The organism is Streptomyces sp. NPDC053560, assembly GCF_044544605.1.
Classification (GTDB): domain Bacteria; phylum Actinomycetota; class Actinomycetes; order Streptomycetales; family Streptomycetaceae; genus Streptomyces.
This window is the reverse complement of sequence record NZ_JBITXI010000010.1, coordinates 232,446-248,173: the sequence shown is the minus strand read 5'-3', so window position 1 is coordinate 248,173 and position 15,728 is coordinate 232,446. Positions and strand designations below refer to the sequence as shown.

The 15,728-nt window shown below is 72.3% G+C and carries 13 protein-coding genes and 1 pseudogene; 8 read left to right on the top strand and 6 right to left on the bottom strand.

Translation table 11 applies throughout. The features are described from left to right. Positions 1-10 precede the first annotated feature (10 nt). Genes ACIGQF_RS24895 through ACIGQF_RS24885 form a run of 3 tightly spaced genes read right to left on the bottom strand, consistent with a single transcriptional unit; the run spans position 11 to position 1,973 of the window. The gene (locus ACIGQF_RS24895; RefSeq protein WP_399714115.1) at positions 11-1,009 is read right to left on the bottom strand and encodes an aldo/keto reductase; all 999 of its coding nucleotides are present in this window, start codon (positions 1,007-1,009) and stop codon (positions 11-13) included. Further along, positions 991-1,197 carry a DUF397 domain-containing protein gene (locus ACIGQF_RS24890; protein WP_399714112.1) on the bottom strand — a complete coding sequence of 69 codons (207 nt, stop codon included), beginning with the start codon at positions 1,195-1,197 and terminating at the stop codon, positions 991-993. The genes ACIGQF_RS24895 and ACIGQF_RS24890 overlap by 19 nt, the downstream gene beginning before the upstream one ends. After that, on the bottom strand, positions 1,194-1,973 hold the full coding sequence (locus tag ACIGQF_RS24885; RefSeq protein WP_399714436.1) for a Scr1 family TA system antitoxin-like transcriptional regulator: 780 nt from the start codon (positions 1,971-1,973) through the stop codon (positions 1,194-1,196). Before ACIGQF_RS24885 ends, ACIGQF_RS24890 begins: the two co-directional genes overlap by 4 nt. Positions 1,974-2,080: 107 nt before the next feature. Here ACIGQF_RS24885 and ACIGQF_RS24880 point away from each other — a divergent pair, with 107 nt between their 5' ends. Next, positions 2,081-2,500, top strand: a complete 420-nt coding sequence (locus ACIGQF_RS24880; RefSeq protein ID WP_399714110.1) for a hypothetical protein — start codon at positions 2,081-2,083, stop codon at positions 2,498-2,500. Here the strand turns inward: ACIGQF_RS24880 and ACIGQF_RS24875 are convergent. Then, positions 2,497-3,183: a GDSL-type esterase/lipase family protein gene (locus ACIGQF_RS24875; RefSeq protein ID WP_399714107.1), complete on the bottom strand. Its 687-nt coding sequence runs from the start codon at positions 3,181-3,183 to the stop codon at positions 2,497-2,499. The two genes, ACIGQF_RS24880 and ACIGQF_RS24875, sit on opposite strands and share 4 nt — an antisense overlap. 90 nt (positions 3,184-3,273) lie before the next feature. Here ACIGQF_RS24875 and ACIGQF_RS24870 point away from each other — a divergent pair, with 90 nt between their 5' ends. Next, complete coding sequence (locus ACIGQF_RS24870) at positions 3,274-4,299, top strand: hypothetical protein (protein ID WP_399714105.1); 1,026 nt, start codon at positions 3,274-3,276, stop codon at positions 4,297-4,299. A 158-nt stretch (positions 4,300-4,457) separates the two neighbouring features. On the opposite strand, the gene serC is transcribed toward ACIGQF_RS24870, so the two are convergent. After that, the gene (gene serC / locus ACIGQF_RS24865; protein ID WP_399714102.1) at positions 4,458-5,576 is read right to left on the bottom strand and encodes a phosphoserine transaminase; all 1,119 of its coding nucleotides are present in this window, start codon (positions 5,574-5,576) and stop codon (positions 4,458-4,460) included. A 125-nt stretch (positions 5,577-5,701) separates the two neighbouring features. Between serC and ACIGQF_RS24860 the strand changes: the two genes are divergently transcribed. The 3 genes from ACIGQF_RS24860 (at position 5,702) to ACIGQF_RS24850 (ending at position 11,055) form a co-directional block, all read left to right on the top strand. Beyond that, positions 5,702-8,569: an FAD-binding and (Fe-S)-binding domain-containing protein gene (locus ACIGQF_RS24860; protein WP_399714099.1), complete on the top strand. Its 2,868-nt coding sequence runs from the start codon at positions 5,702-5,704 to the stop codon at positions 8,567-8,569. 84 nt (positions 8,570-8,653) lie between these two features. After that, positions 8,654-9,676 (top strand): EamA family transporter, encoded by a 1,023-nt coding sequence (locus ACIGQF_RS24855; protein WP_399714097.1) that lies wholly within the window; start codon positions 8,654-8,656, stop codon positions 9,674-9,676. A 284-nt stretch (positions 9,677-9,960) separates the two neighbouring features. Further along, entirely contained in the window at positions 9,961-11,055 is a 1,095-nt protein-coding gene (locus ACIGQF_RS24850) for a teichoic acid biosynthesis protein C (protein ID WP_399714094.1), read from the top strand. A 74-nt stretch (positions 11,056-11,129) separates the two neighbouring features. On the opposite strand, the pseudogene ACIGQF_RS24845 reads toward ACIGQF_RS24850, so the two are convergent. Beyond that, a pseudogene (locus ACIGQF_RS24845) lies at positions 11,130-11,321 on the bottom strand (cupin); the annotation flags it as partial. Positions 11,322-11,520: 199 nt separating this feature from the next. Here ACIGQF_RS24845 and ACIGQF_RS24840 point away from each other — a divergent pair. The 3 genes from ACIGQF_RS24840 to ACIGQF_RS24830 are packed head-to-tail and all read left to right on the top strand — an operon-like array spanning position 11,521 to position 15,727. Then, positions 11,521-12,363 (top strand): TIGR03084 family metal-binding protein, encoded by an 843-nt coding sequence (locus tag ACIGQF_RS24840; RefSeq protein WP_399714092.1) that lies wholly within the window; start codon positions 11,521-11,523, stop codon positions 12,361-12,363. Further along, positions 12,360-14,108, top strand: coding sequence for an acyclic terpene utilization AtuA family protein (locus ACIGQF_RS24835; protein WP_399714090.1), 1,749 nt, complete (start codon positions 12,360-12,362; stop codon positions 14,106-14,108). Before ACIGQF_RS24840 ends, ACIGQF_RS24835 begins: the two co-directional genes overlap by 4 nt. Continuing rightward, entirely contained in the window at positions 14,105-15,727 is a 1,623-nt protein-coding gene (locus tag ACIGQF_RS24830) for an acyl-CoA carboxylase subunit beta (RefSeq protein ID WP_399714087.1), read from the top strand. Before ACIGQF_RS24835 ends, ACIGQF_RS24830 begins: the two co-directional genes overlap by 4 nt. The last annotated feature ends 1 nt before the right edge of the window (position 15,728 follow it).

The following is a 15,728-nucleotide window of genomic DNA, read 5'->3' as shown; positions in this document are numbered from 1 at the left end:
GCCCGTCCGCCTACCAGGCGAAAGCCTCGGGGGACGGGCCCGGCCCCGGGAAGATCTCGTCCAGCGACCGCAGCAGCTCGTCCGGCAGCGTCAGCTCCACCGCCCGCAGCGCCGACGCGAGCTGATCCGTCGTACGCGGCCCCACGATCGGCCCCGTCACGCCGGGCCGCGTGAGCAGCCACGCCAGCGCGACCTCGCCCGGCTCCAGCCCGTTCTTGTCCACGACGTCCTCGTACGCCTGGATCTGCGCCCGCGCGGTGGGGTCGGCGAGCGTGTCGGCGGCCCGCCCGGAGGCGGTGCGGCCGCTGCCGCCCTCCTGCTCCTTACGGATGGCGCCGCCCAGCAGCCCGCCGTGCAGCGGCGACCACGGGATCACGCCGAGCCCGTAGCCCTGCGCTGCCGGGATGACCTCCATCTCGGCCCGCCGCTCTGCGAGGTTGTACAGGCACTGCTCGCTGACCAGCCCGTACGAGCCGCGGCGCGCGGCGGTCTCGTTGGCCTGCGCGATGTGCCAGCCGGCGTGGTTCGACGACCCGGCATACAGGATCTTGCCCTGCTGCACGAGGACGTCGATCGCCTGCCAGATCTCGTCCCACGGCGTCGCCCGGTCCACGTGGTGGAACTGGTAGAGATCGATGTAGTCCGTCCCCAGCCGCTTGAGGCTGGCGTCCACGGCCCGCCGGATGTTCACGGCGGACAGCTTGTCGTGGTTGGGCCAGGCGCCGTCCCCGTCCGGGGCCATGTTCGCGTAGACCTTGGTCCCCAGCACGACCTTGTCGCGCCGGCCCCCGCCCTTGGCGAACCACGACCCGACGATCTCTTCCGTCCGGCCCTTGTTCTCGCCCCAGCCGTACACGTTGGCCGTGTCGAAGAAGTTGACGCCCGCACCCAGCGCGGCGTCCATGATCGTGTGACTGTCGGCCTCGTCGGTCTGCGGCCCGAAATTCATCGTCCCGAGAACGAGCCGGCTGACCTTGAGCCCCGTACGTCCTAGCTGCGTGTACTCCATGACCCCACAGCCAACGCCTTGAAGCGCACTCGAATCAAGGAAGTGAAGCTGTCCCAGGCGTCGGGGGATGCGGTGATACCGGGCCGAGCTATGTCTTTGGAGTCCCGCACGTGAACGACGGAGGGAGCGAGGGCAACCTCGACGCATTCACCCTGCTCGGCGCTGTAGCTGCTCTTGAACCAGTTCATAGTCCTCGTGCCACCCGTTCGATGAGTTCCACGGACTGCTCCGGCGTGAGAGCCTGCGACCGCAGAATGCCATATTTACCGAACAGGTTTCCCACGTCTGGTTGTTCGCTCACGAAGTAGCCGCTTCCCTGCCCCTCCACGTAGGCGAGCTGACGAAGTTCGTCCGTCTCCAGGAGGATCATCGGGCCCGCGAGTCCCGCGTGAGTCTGCCGGTCCGACGACATCACCTGGATCTCGACATTGCGCATCCGGGCGATGTCCAGCACGTGTTGGAGCTGCCCTTTCAGTACCTCCGGCCCGCCGAGTGGCCGGGTCAGCACCACCAGTTCCAGGATGAAGCTGAGGACAGGCGCCGGCTTCCGGTGGAACAACTGCTGCCGAGCAAGCCGAGTGGCCACCTGGACCTCGACTTCCTCGTCGTCCAGGGGCGGACAGTAGTTGCAGTTGAAGACGGCCCGCGCGTACGCCTCTGTCTGGAGGAGGCCCGGGACGACATGGTTGGCGTACGTGTGCAGGGCAGCCGCCCGCGCCTCCTCCTCCGCGTACTCCGCGGGCCACCGCGGCAGGTGGTCGATCCGGAAGTGCGTCGCCGCCACGAGCAGCGCTCCCTGCGCGTCCAGCGTCTCGTCCGACAGCGACGCGAAGCTGCCCTTGGGCGGTCGTTCCCCTCGCTCGACCATGGCCACTTGAGACTTGGAGAAGCCGATGTGCCGGCCCAGTACCTCCTGTGTCAGACCGGCCCGTTCCCTGTAGAACCGCAGTAGTGCCCCGAACATCCGCGCATTGCCGTCCATGTACACGACGCCCTCCCCGAGTTCACGGCTTCGCACGAGCCGCATGTGGCACTGGTCACAGTCAAGCGTCAGCGGCAATCGTCTTCGGCATGAACCTTGGAATCTCACCCGATCTCGTCCCGGCCTGGGTGCCCGCGTCAGGGCATGCGTTGCGGCTGGTCGGCGTCCACTTCGACGCCGTTCGCATCGGGGATCTGTTTGGTGAGCAAGTGGCTTACGAGCTGATGCAGTTCACGGACTTTCGGGCGGGGCCGATCGTGCGGGCCTGGAGCCGCGGCCGGGGCGGGAATTCGTATTTCCTGTTGCCGCCGCGCACCGCCGCGGCATACGCATGGCCCGTCGGGGTCGAGGTGGTGGGGCGGGATCGGCGGCACACCGCGTTCGTGGGGGTGCCCGCGCTGTACGGGGACACCTGGCCGCTCGACTGGCGATCGCTGCCCTGTACGGAAGCGCCCTTCGTGGAGCCGGAGTTGTTGCAGGAGATGGTCGTGCGGGTGCTGGCGGCCTAGGCGGCCGGTTCGTACGGGGCGCCCACGTCCCACGCCTGGTGCATCGCGTCGGCGAAGGCGGCGGCCAGGCGGTGTTCGCCGGAGGGGGAGGGGTGGGTGCCGTCGTAGGTGTCGCGGTCCAGGACGTAGTCCTCGGGGGGTGAGGCGAGGAGCAGGGGGGACTGCGGGGTGGAGAGGTCGGCGACGGCCTTGGCGAGGAGTTCGTTGAAGCGGTCGCACTCGGCGGCGAAGACGGGGTCCGTCAGGGCCCGGATGTTGGGGATGACGGGGAGAAGTACGGCGCGGAGGTGTGGTCGTACGGCGCGGGCCTCCGCGAAGAAGCGGCGGGCGTTCGCGGCGGTCTGCTCCGCGTCCGTGTAGAAGCCGAGGTCGATCAGGCCGAGGGAGATGAGCAGCGTGTCGGCCTTGTGGGCGCGTACGGCGTCGCCGATGAGCGGGGCCATGTGGAGCCAGCCCTCGCCCCAGCCGGCGAGATGGCGGCGGGCGCGTTCGGGGAAGGCCGGGTCGCCGTAGTCGTACGACTCGGGGGCCGCCGCGGCGATGTCGTACAGCGTGTCGCGCGGGCCGACGATGCGGTACGGGCCGCCGTACGTGCGGTTGAGGTGCTGCCACATGCGGTAGCGCCAGGTGTAGTCGCCGGCGGAGCCGATGGTCATGGAGTCGCCGACGAACATGATCCGCATCCGGCCATTTTCGCCGATCGCCGGCGTGGCCGGTACGTGACGCCGGCCACGCGCCCCCGTAGAGCGCCGCGCTGATGGGAAGCTGGGGGCATGCGTTCGCTTCTGTGCGCGGCAGGTGCCGCGGGGGTACTGCTCTTCGGGTCGGCCGCCGGCGCCGTGGCCGCGTCCGGCGGTGAGCCGGAGCAGTTCACGATCAAGGACCCACGGATCACCGAGTCCAGCGGCCTGGCCGCCAGCCGCGCGCACCCCGGCATCTACTGGACGCACAACGACAGCGACGACGGGCCGTACGTCTACGCCGTGGACTCCCGGACCGGCCGGACGGTCGCGACCGTCACCATGCGGGGGGTGGGCGATCCGCGGGACGTGGAGGCGATCTCGGTCGGGCCGGACGGCGACCTGTACGTCGGCGACATCGGCGACAACCTCGGCGGTTCCTGGGACCACGTCTGGATCTACCGCTTCCCGGAGCCGAAGCAGTTGCGCGATCAGACGGTGACCGCGACGCAGTACGTGGTGAAGTACGCCGATGGACCGCGGGACGCCGAGGCGATGATGGTGCACCCCAAGAGCGGGCGGGTGTACGTCGTCTCGAAGAAGGAGGACGGGGGCGCGGCGCTGTACGCCGGGCCCGAGCGGTTGAGTGCGCCCGGAACGAACGTCTTCCGGCGCGTCTCCAAGATCGACATGTGGGTCACCGACGGCGCCTTCTCGCCGGACGGCAGCCGGCTGATGCTGCGCAGCTACTTCGGCGGCCGGATGTACCGCTGGCAGGACGGCCGCCCGAAGGACGACATCGGGAGCGTGGGCGTACCGATACAGGGGCAGGGCGAGTCCGTCACGTTCACGCCGGACGGGCGGACGCTGATGTTCGGGTCGGAGGGGGCCGACAGCCAGGTCAAGCCGGTGGGGCTGAGCGGCCGGCAGCTTCCGGAATCGGTGTCCGGTGACGCCTCCGCCACGCCCGGCGGCGAGGACGGGAACGGCTCGGACGGGGCCGGTGGCTCCTCCGACTCCGACTCCTCGGAGAAGAGCAGTCCGGCCGTCACCGGCGTCATCGTCATCGGGATCGCCATCGCCGGCATCCTCGCCATCCGGCGGCGCGGACGCCGCTGAGCGCACCCGCCGCTGACCGCGGCGGCGCCACGCAGTACGCGGACGGGCCCCGGCGATCATCTCGCCGGGGCCCGTTCGTGTGTCAGTACACGCTGCCTGCTGGTTATCCGTGTGTCAGTACACGCTCTGACTACCCGTGTGTCAGTGGAAGCGGCTGGCTACAGCTTCTCGATCACGTAGTCGATGCAGTTCGTCAGGGCCTCGACGTCGGCCGGGTCGATGGCCGGGAACATCGCGACGCGCAGCTGGTTGCGGCCGAGCTTGCGGTACGGGTCGGTGTCGACGATGCCGTTGGCGCGGAGGGCCTTGGCGACGGCCGCGGCGTCCACGTCGTCGTTGAAGTCGATCGTGCCGATGACCTGCGAGCGCTTGGCCGGGTCGGTGACGAACGGGGTGGCGTGCTTGGAGTCCTCGGCCCAGCCGTACAGGGTGCGCGCGGAGGTCGCCGTGCGGCGGACCGCCCAGTCCAGACCGCCCTGGCCGTTGATCCACTCCAGCTGCTCGTTGAGCAGGAAGAGGGTGGAGAGGGCCGGGGTGTTGTACGTCTGGTTCTTGAGGGAGTTGTCGATCGCCGTGGGGAGCGAGAAGAACTCCGGGATGTGCCGGCCGGAGGCGTGGACGGCGCGGGCGCGCTCCAGGGCGGCGGGGGAGAAGACGCCGATCCACAGGCCGCCGTCGGAGGCGAAGGACTTCTGCGGGGCGAAGTAGTAGACGTCCGTCTCGGCGATGTCGACCGGGAGGCCGCCGGCGCCGGAGGTGGCGTCGACCAGGACGAGCGAGCCCTCGTCGGCGCCCGCGACGCGCTTGATCGGCGCGGCGACACCGGTGGAGGTCTCGTTGTGCGTGAAGGCGTAGACGTCGACGCCCTCCTCCGCCTGCGGCTCAGGGTGCGTACCGGGCTCGGAGGAGATGACGGTGGGCTCCTCCAGCCAGGGCGCGAGCTTGCTGGCCTTCGCGAACTTGGAGGAGAACTCACCGAAGGTGAGGTGCTGGGACTTGCGCTCGATCAGACCGTGCGTCGCGATGTCCCAGAACGCGGTGGAGCCGCCGTTGCCGAGCACGACCTCGTAGCCCTCGGGGAGCTGGAAGAGGTCGCGGACGCCTTCGCGCACCTTGCCGACCAGGTTCTTCACCGGGGCCTGGCGGTGGGAAGTGCCGAGGAGAGAGGTTCCGGTGGCGGCCAGGGCGTCGACCGCCTCCGTACGCACCTTGGAGGGGCCCGCGCCGAAGCGACCGTCGGCGGGCTTGATGTCAGCGGGAATCTGGATATCAGCCACATGCGAAGCCTAATCCGTCGGGCCGCCGGGTTCTGACCCGAGTCCAGCCGTTGAGACGGGAGTGTCCGGGGATGGCCGGGCGTCGCAGCCCATCTCCCGGCGTCCCGCGGGGCAGGCTGAGAGGTATGGCTGAGCGTGCGCAGAGGGAGACAGGGACAGGGACGGCGGACCAGGAGCTGGTACGGGCGCTGACGGCGACCGTACGGGGGGAGGTGTCGGGGACCCCGGCGGACCGGGCGCTGATGACCATGGACGCGTCGAACTACCGGCGGGTGCCGTGGGCGGTCGTCGCGCCCCGCGACACGGCGGACGTCGCGGCGGCGCTGCGGGTCTGCCGGGAGCACGGGGTGCCGGTGGTGCCGCGCGGCGGCGGTACGTCCATCGCCGGGCAGGCCACCGGTACGGGCGTGGTGCTGGACTTCACCCGCCACATGCGGCGGATCGAGTCGCTGGACCCGGAGGCGCGGACGGCCGTGGTCCAGCCCGGTGTGATCTGCGACGAGCTGCGCACCGCGGCCGGCGCGCACGGCCTCACCTTCGGGCCCGACCCGTCCACGCACAGCCGCTGCACGATCGGCGGCATGATCGGCAACAACTCCTGCGGCTCGCACTCGGTGGCCTGGGGGACGACGGCGGACAACGTGAGTGCGCTGGACGTGCTGACGTACGGGGGTGAGCGGGTCCGGGCCGGTCAGGGGTTCGACGGCGTACCGGGCGCGCTCGCGGCGGGCATGCGCGCGCTGGTCGACGGGGACCTGGCGCTGCTGCGTACCGGCTATCCCGAGCTGCCGCGCCGGATCTCGGGGTACGCGCTGGACGCGCTGCTCCCCGAGAACGGGGTCGATCTGGCGCGGGCGCTGACCGGCAGCGAGGGCACGCTCGGGGTGCTCACCGGGGCGACCGTGAAACTGGTCGAGGCGCCGGCGGCGCGCGCCCTGGCCGTGCTGGGGTACCCCGACGAGAGCGCCGCCGCCGAGGCCGCGCACACGCTGCTGCCGTACGGGCCGCTGACGGTGGAGGGCATGGCGTCCGACCTGGTGCCGGACGCGGGCGGGCTGCCCAAGGGCGGTGCGTGGCTCTTCGTGGAGACCGGCGGCGGCTCGGCGGCGGAGGCGCGGGCGCGGGCCGAGGAGATGTGCCGGGCGGCGGCCGCCGACGGGGTCACCGACCACATGGTGGTGTCCGATCCGGCGAGGCAGCGTGTCCTGTGGCGGGTGCGGGAGGACGCCTCCGGGACGGCGACGCGGATGCCGGACGGGAGCGAGGCGTGGCCCGGCTGGGAGGACTGCGCGGTGCCCCCGGAGCGGCTCGGCGGCTACCTCCGCGACTTCCGGGCGCTGCTCTCCCAGCACGGGCTGCGCGGCACCCCGTACGGCCACTTCGGCGACGGCTGCATCCACGTACGCATCGACTTCGACCTGCTCACCGGTCCCGGCATCCGGCGCTTCCGGGAGTTCTCGCACGACCTGGCGGACCTGGTCGTCGCGCACGGCGGGTCGCTGTCCGGCGAGCACGGTGACGGGCAGGCCCGCGCCGAGCTGCTGCCGAAGATGTACGGCGGGGAACTCGTCGGTCTCTTCGGCCGTTTCAAGGACCTGTGGGACCCGGCGGGCGGGCTCAACCCCGGCATGCTCGTCCGCCCCGACCGCATGGACGACAATCTCCGCTTCGCCGTGCTGCCCAGGCAGCCGGTCGACGTGGAGTTCGGATATCCGCACGACAAGGGCGACTTCTCCGCCGCCGTACGGCGCTGCGTCGGCGTGGCCAAGTGCCGCAACACCTCCGTCTCGGGCGCTGGCGTGATGTGCCCGTCCTTCCGTGCGACGGGCGAGGAGCGGCACTCCACCCGCGGCCGCGCCCGGCTGCTGCACGAGATGCTGGCGGGCGAGGTGGTCACCGACGGCTGGCGGTCGGCCGAGGTGCACGACGCGCTCGACCTCTGCCTGTCCTGCAAGGGCTGCCGCAGCGACTGCCCGGTGGGGGTGGACATGGCGACGTACAAGGCGGAGTTCCTGCACCACCACTACGCGGGGCGGCTGCGGCCCGCCGCGCACTACGCCATGGGGCGGCTGCCGCTGTGGCTGCGCGCGGCGTCCATCGCCCGGCTGGCCCCCGTGCTCAACGCGGCGGCCGGGGTCGGGCCGCTCGCCGCCGTGGCCAAGCGGGCGGGCGGCATCGCGGCGGAGCGCACGATCCCCGGGATCGCGCCGGAGCCGTTCACACGCTGGTTCGCCCGCCGCTTCCGCGCCCGTACGACCGGCCCCCGGCCGCGGATCGTCCCGCAGGCGAAGGCCGCCACCCTCTGGCCCGACACCTTCACCACCTACCTCGCGCCGTCCGTGGGGCAGGCCGCGGTGCGGGTCCTGGAGGCCGCGGGCAAGGAGGTCGTGCTCCCGGCGGCGCCCGGCAAGGCCGTCTGCTGCGGCCTGACCTACGTCTCCACCGGCCAGCTCGACCAGGCGCGCAAGGTGATGCGCCGCACCCTGGACCACATCGGCCCGGCCCTCGGCCGCCCGCTGGTCGTCCTGGAGCCGAGCTGCGCGGCCACTCTCCGCACCGATCTGCCCGAGCTGCTTTCGGACGACCCGCGCGCGGCCGAGCTGGCCCGCTCGGTGCGGACCCTCGCCCAGTACCTGGAGGAGTACGCGCCGGACTGGCAGCCGCCCCGGATCGACCGTCCCGTGGCCGGTCAGACCCACTGCCACCAGCACGCGGTCCTCGGCGACGCGGCCGAGCGGCGGTTGCGGGAGCGGGCGGGGCTGACGGGCGAGCTGAGCGGCGGCTGCTGCGGTCTCGCGGGCAACTTCGGCTTCGAGCGCGGTCATTACGACGTTTCCGTGGCGTGTGCAGAAGAGCAACTGCTCCCTGCCGTACGGGGCGCTGACCCGTCCGCCGAGATCGTCGCCGATGGCTTCTCCTGCCGTACGCAACTGTCTCAGCTGGGAGAACGGCCCGGACGTCACCTCGCGGAGGTGCTGGCGGAGCACCTGTGACGGAACGGCCGGAAATGTGCGATCGCAACGCATCCGTGGAAAGTGCATTTTTCCGTGCGGCGGTCGGACCGTAGCTTGGGGGACGTGAATCATTCGTCTCCCTCGACCGGCGCGCAGGCCGGCCCCCGTACCCGTGCTTCCTCCGGCCTCCCGGACGCCGGTGAGCCCTCGCGGCTCGCGGCGTCCGACGCGGGCGCGCTGCCCGTAGCGGTACCGCCCTCGGAGGAGGTCCGGCGGGCCGAGCGGGCGGCCAGGGTCAACGGCTCCCGCAGCCGCATGATGTCCGTGGGGCTGGTGATCGGCGGCATCATCTCGCTGCAGTTCGGCTCCTCGGTGGCCGTGCTGCTGTTCCCGCGGGCCGGCGCGCTCGGTGTGGTCACCCTGCGCCTCGTCGTGGCGGCGCTGGTCCTGCTCGTGGCCTGCCGCCCGAAGCTGCGCGGCTACTCGCGCGGCGACTGGGCCACCGTGGTCGGCTTCGGCTTCGCGCTGGCCGGCATGAACTCCCTCTTCTACCTGGCGATCGACCGCATCCCGCTGGGCGCGGCGGTCACCCTGGAGTTCCTCGGCCCGCTGGTGCTGTCCATCGTGACCTCCCGGCGTGCGCTGAGCCTGGTGTGGGCGGCGCTCGCGCTGGGCGGTGTCGCGCTGCTGGGCCGCGAGGGCTTCGACGGGCTGAACCTGTTCGGCGCCGGGTGCGCGCTGACGGCCGGCGCGCTGTGGGCGGCGTACATCCTGCTGTCGGCCCGCGCGGGACAGCGCTTCCCGCAGGCCGACGGGCTGGCGCTGGCGATGACCGTCGCCGCCGTCCTCACCCTGCCGCTGGGCATCACGACCTCCGGCGCCGCGCTGCTCGACCCGGTCACGATCGGGCTGGGCGCCGCCGTCGCGATGATGTCCTCGGTGCTGCCGTACACCCTGGAGCTGCTCGCCCTGCGCAAGCTCCCGGCCTCCGGCTTCGCGGTCATGATGAGCCTGGAGCCGGCCGCCGCCGCGACGGCGGGCTTCCTGGTCCTGCACCAGTCGCTCGGCCTGGCGGAGGTCGCCGCCATCGGCATGGTCGTCCTCGCGAGCGTCGGCGCCGTCCGCTCGGCGAGCTCCGGTCACTGACCCGAACCCGGCAAGCCCCGGTCGCCGACCCGACTGGGCAACTCCGGTCACTGCCCCAGACCTGGCGAGCTCAGGTCACCGACCCGGACCCCGCGAGCGGTCACGGACCCGCTTCCGCCACCGCCCCGTCCCCTGCCGCCGTTGGTGTGAGGGGCCGGGGGCGGATGGATGAAGCCGCCGGAAAACGGGTGTGGCGCCTGTCCGCCATCGGTCACACGTCTCCCGTACGGAAAGAGGACGTACGGACGACGACGTACGGGACGGCGACGGAGGGGCGACGCGGTATGACGGGGATCGGGCGCAGGGAACTTCTCAGGTTCGGAGGCGCCGCGGTTCTCGGCGGTCCGGCGCTGCTCACGAACCCGGCCGAGGCGGCCCCGCGGCCCCCGGGCCCGGGCCGCGAGCCGGTCCCCACGGTCAAACCGGCGCCCGCCGACGTCGGCATGCCGGACATCGCCCTGCCCGGCGCCGCACCGGGCGGCGGTGGGTACATCGACGTGTCCGGTCCGGCCGTCTCGCTGCTCCAGAAGAAGCGGCTCACGCACACCTCGGTCCTCCAGTCCTTCGCGTTCGACGAGGGCAACGGCTACATCTACGCCCTCCAGGTCGTGCAGGGCGGCGTCCGCCTCAGGGGCGAGACGCGCACGTACACCCACGCGCAGCGGGTCACCCGCGGCGACCTCTGCCTGAACCGCCTCACCATGGCCGGGCGGCTGAAGGACCGGATGTTCCTCAAGGGCTTCGGGCACGGCGGCTCGCTCGGCGTCCAGGAACGGCCGGGCCGGGCACCCCTGCTGTGGACGGAGTGGGACGTCAACCCCGCCTCCGGCTACGGCCGCGGCATCGCCCGCTTCACCTACACCCCGAACCGCGTCCTGCGGGCCGGCGACCGCTCGCTGACCACCTTCCACCCGCAGCCGGGCACCACGAAGAACCAGCCGGCCGTCGACATGGCCACCGGCCGGCTGCTGCTCCGCTACCGCCGCAACGGCATCTACCGTTACGCGCTCTACGACCTGGACGACTTCGCCCGTGGCACGAAGCCCAAGGCGCTCACCGACGTCCCGCAGCCGCCACTCCGCAAGGGCGTCTTCTACCAGGGCCTGGCGCTCTCGGGGAACTACGCGTACCAGCTCACCGGCAGCCCGTACGGCCCCGGCAACCCGGCCTCCGGGCCCGGCGACGCCCGCCTGGCCGGCATCGACCTGCGCACCGGCACCGTCCTCCAGGACGTCCGTACGACGGCCGGGCGGAAGCTGCGCCCGCGCGAGCCGGAGGGGCTGGCGGTGCTGCGCCGCGGCGGCGACCGGCTGGTCGCGGGCTTCACTTCGGGCAAGGTCAACCGCCGCCGCTTCTCGCTGTACGCACACGGCGGCTGAGTGTGTTCCGCCTCCTGTGACTGCTGAGTGCGTGCCTCCTCCTAGGACTCCTATGACTCCTAGGGCTCCTGTGACTACTGTGACTTGGCGTACTGCTGGGCCGTGACGCCGGCGAAGTCGAACACGACGACCGTGTCATCACCCACGACCCAGGCGTCATCCCCGGGGGAGAGCACGAAGACGTCGCCGGGGCCGGCTTCGCCCTCCGTGCCGTCGTCCATGCGGACGCCCCTGCGTCCCTGCACGACATGGCCGTTGTGCGGCACCTCGTAGCTCATCACTCCCTTCCACGATGCGCCTACCCGAGGCCGACCGTGCGGGCGACCGCGCGACCAGCGGTCGCGGCAGAAAATCATGCATGCGTGCTTGATTGTTTCTGGGGCGGGTGCCACTCTCTTAAGCCGCACCACACACGTCAACGCGGCCCGTCCGCCTGCGAGTCGGGCCTGATGAGGGGAGTGCAGCGTGTCCGATCCGAGCCCGGTCCTCGCCGACCTGCACGCGGAGGGGGAGGCGCTGGACGGCCTCGTGGGGCAGCTCGCCGCGGACCGCTGGGCGCTGCCGACGCCCGCCGCCGGCTGGACGATCGCCCACCAGATCGCCCACCTCGCCTGGACCGACCAGCAGGCCCTGCACGCGGCCACCGACCCGGACGGCTTCCGGCGCGCCGCCGAGGCGGCACTCCCAGCGCCGGACACCTTCGTCGACGAGGGTGCCGAGGACGGGGCCCGCCGCCCGCCCGCCGAGCTGCTGGCCCACTGGCGTACGGGCCGCGCGGCCCTCCACGAAGCGCTCGCCGGGCACGCCGGCGGCCGGCTGCCGTGGTTCGGGCCGCCGATGGGCGTCACCTCGATGGCCACCGCCCGGCTCATGGAGACCTGGGCGCACGGCCAGGACGTGGCCGACGCGCTCGGCGTCGTACGGGAGCCCACGGCGCGGCTGCGGCACGTCGCCCACATCGGCGTACGGGCCCGGAACTTCGCCTACTTCGCGCACGGGCTCACGCCGCCTGAGGAGGAGTTCCGGGTCGAGCTGCGCGCCCCGGACGGCGGGCTCTGGACGTGGGGCCCAGAGGACGCGGCGCAGCGGGTGACCGGCGACGCGCTCGGCTTCTGTCTGCTGGTCACCCAGCGGGCGCACCGCGACGACGTGGCCGTGACGGCCGAAGGCGCGGAGGCCGAGCGGTGGCTCGGGATCGCGCAGGCCTTCGCCGGCCCGCCGGGCGCCGGCCGCAGCCCCCGGTCCGCAACGCCGGAGGAGTCCACGGCCCCGGAGGAGTCGGCAACCCCGAAGGAGCCCACCGCGTGACCCCCGCGATACCGGGGGAGCCCACGGCTCCCCTCCGCGTCGGCAATGCCTCCGGCTTCTACGGCGACCGCTTCGGTGCGCTGGAGGAGATGCTCACCGGCGGCCCGCTCGACATCCTCACGGGCGACTACCTCGCCGAACTGACCATGCTCATCCTCGGCCGCGACCGCCTGAAGGACCCGGACCGCGGCTACGCGAAGACCTTCCTGCGGCAGCTGGAGACCGGTCTCGGCCTGGCCGCCGAGCGCGGCGTACGGATCGTCACCAACGCGGGCGGCCTGAACCCGGCCGGACTCGCCGACGCCGTACGGGAGTTGGCGGAGAAGGTCGGGGTGCCCGTGCGTGTCGCGCACGTCGAGGGCGACGATCTGCTGGCTCGCGGGGGGTGGCCCGACGGCACCCTGACGGCCAACGCCTACCTCGGCGGTGGTGGCATCGCGGAGTGCCTGCGGGCCGGTGCCGAGGTGGTCGTCACCGGCAGGGTCACCGACGCCGCGCTGGTCAGCGGGGCCGCGGCCGCGCACTTCGGGTGGCGGCCCGACGATCACGACCGGCTGGCGGGGGCCGTGATCGCCGGGCATGTCCTGGAGTGCGGTACCCAGGCCACCGGCGGCAACTACTCCTTCTTCGGCGCGCTCGACATGCGCAGACCCGGCTTCCCGCTCGCCGAGATCGCCGCCGACGGCTCCGCCGTGATCACCAAGCACCCGGGGACCGGCGGCGCCGTCACGGTCGGGACGGTCACCGCGCAGCTGCTGTACGAGACGACGGGCGCCCGGTACGCGGGACCCGACGTGACCGCCCGGCTGGACACCGCCCGGCTCACCCAGGACGGCCCGGACCGGGTGCGGATCGACGGCGTACGGGGCGAGGCGCCGCCGCCCACCCTCAAGACCGGCCTGACCCGGCTCGGCGGCTGGCGCAACGAGGTCACGTTCGTGCTGACCGGGCTGGACGTGGACCTCAAGGCCGGGCTCGTGCGCGAGCAGATGGAGGCCGCCTTCGACGCGGCAGGCCGCCGACCCGCCGAGGTGGACTGGCGGCTCGCCCGCACCGACCACCCCGACGCGGCGTCCGAGGAGGAGGCCAGTGCGCTGCTGCGGCTGGTGGTGCGCGACCCGGACCAGGACGCGGTGGGCCGGGTGATCAGTGGCGCCGCGGTCGAACTCGCCCTCGGCAGCTACCCGGGCTTCCACGTCACGGCCCCGCCCGGCAAGGGCGCGCCGTACGGCGTCTTCGAGGCCGCGTACGTACCGGCGGCCGAGGTCCCGCACGTCGCCGTACTGCCGGACGGCCGTCGGGTGGACATCGAACCGCCGCGTGAGACACGGGAACTGGCGCGCGGGTCCGACTCTCCCCCAGCTGCCGCGGGGGGCAGCCCCGTGCTGCCCGAACCCCTGCACCACGACGGTGCCACCCGCCGCGCGCCCCTCGGCCTCGTCGCCGGGGCCCGCAGCGGCGACAAGGGCGGCGCGGCCAACGTCGGGGTGTGGGCGCGTACGGAGGAGGCGTGGGCCTGGCTGGCGCACGAGCTCACCACCGAACGGCTCCGCGCGCTCCTCCCGGAGGCCGCAGGGCTGCCCGTCGAGCGGCACGTGCTGCCGAACCTGCGGGCGCTGAACTTCGTGATCGACGGACTGCTGGGCGCGGGCGTGGCCTCGCAGGCCCGCTTCGACCCGCAGGCCAAGGCCCTGGGCGAGTGGCTGCGCGCCCGCCACCTGGACATACCGGAGGTACTGCTGTGACCGTGCTCGGCACGGGGCTGGACACCGCGAGCCCCGAGTACGCGGAGAACCGCGCGGCGCTCCTCGCCAAGCTGGACGAGCTGGACGCCGAGCAGGCCAAGGCGGTCGCCGGCGGCGGGGAGAAGTACGTCGAGCGGCACCGCGAACGCGGCAAGCTGCTCGCCCGCGAACGCATCGAGCTGCTGCTCGACCCCGACACCCCGTTCCTGGAACTGTCGCCGCTCGCCGCGTGGGGGAGCGACTACCAGGTGGGCGCCTCGCTGGTCACCGGCATCGGCGTGATCGAGGGCGTGGAGTGCCTGGTCACCGCGAACGATCCGACCGTACGCGGCGGCGCCTCCAACCCCTGGACGCTGAAGAAGGCGCTGCGGGCGAACGAGATCGCGTACGCCAACCGGCTGCCCGTCGTCTCGCTGGTGGAGTCCGGCGGTGCCGACCTGCCCAGCCAGAAGGAGATCTTCATCCCGGGCGGGGCGCTCTTCAAGGACCTCACCCGGCTCTCGGCGGCCGGCATCCCGACGGTCGCCGTGGTCTTCGGCAACTCCACCGCGGGCGGTGCGTACGTCCCCGGCATGTCCGACCACGTGATCATGGTCAAGGAGCGGGCCAAGGTCTTCCTCGGCGGTCCGCCGCTGGTGAAGATGGCCACCGGCGAGGAGAGCGACGACGAGTCCCTCGGCGGCGCCGAGATGCATGCCCGCACGTCGGGCCTCGCGGACTACTTCGCGGTGGACGAGCCGGATGCGCTGCGGCAGGCCCGCCGTGTGGTCGCCCGCCTCAACTGGCGCAAGGCGCACACCGATCCTCGCCCAGCTACCGCTGGGGGGACCCCCATCGCCGAGCCCCCGAAGTACGACGAGGACGAGCTGCTGGGCATCGTCCCCTGCGACCTCAAGGCCCCCTTCGATCCGCGCGAGGTCATCGCCCGGATCGTCGACGGCTCGGACTTCGACGAATTCAAGCCGCTGTACGGGCCCTCGCTGACGACCGGCTGGGCGCGGCTGCACGGTTACCCGGTCGGCATCCTCGCCAACGCGCAGGGCGTGCTCTTCAGCGAGGAGTCGCAGAAGGCCGCGCAGTTCATCCAGCTCGCCAACCAGCGCGACATCCCGCTGCTCTTCCTGCACAACACCACCGGCTACATGGTCGGCAAGGAGTACGAGCAGGGCGGCATCATCAAGCACGGCGCGATGATGATCAACGCGGTGTCCAACTCGAAGGTCCCGCACCTGAGCGTGCTCATGGGCGCCTCGTACGGCGCGGGGCATTACGGCATGTGCGGCCGCGCCTACGGCCCCCGCTTCCTCTTCGCCTGGCCCAGCGCCAAGTCCGCCGTCATGGGCCCGCAGCAGCTCGCGGGCGTCCTGTCGATCGTGGCTCGCTCCTCGGCCGCCGCCAAGGGCCGGCCGTACGACGACGAGGCGGACGCCGGGCTGCGCGCCATGGTCGAGCAGCAGATCGAGTCCGAGTCGCTGCCGATGTTCCTGTCCGGGCGGCTCTACGACGACGGCGTCATCGACCCGCGCGACACCCGCACCGTCCTCGGCCTGTGCCTGTCCGCGATCCACACCGCCCCTGTGGAGGGCGCGCGGGGTGGCTTCGGCATCTTCCGGATGTGAG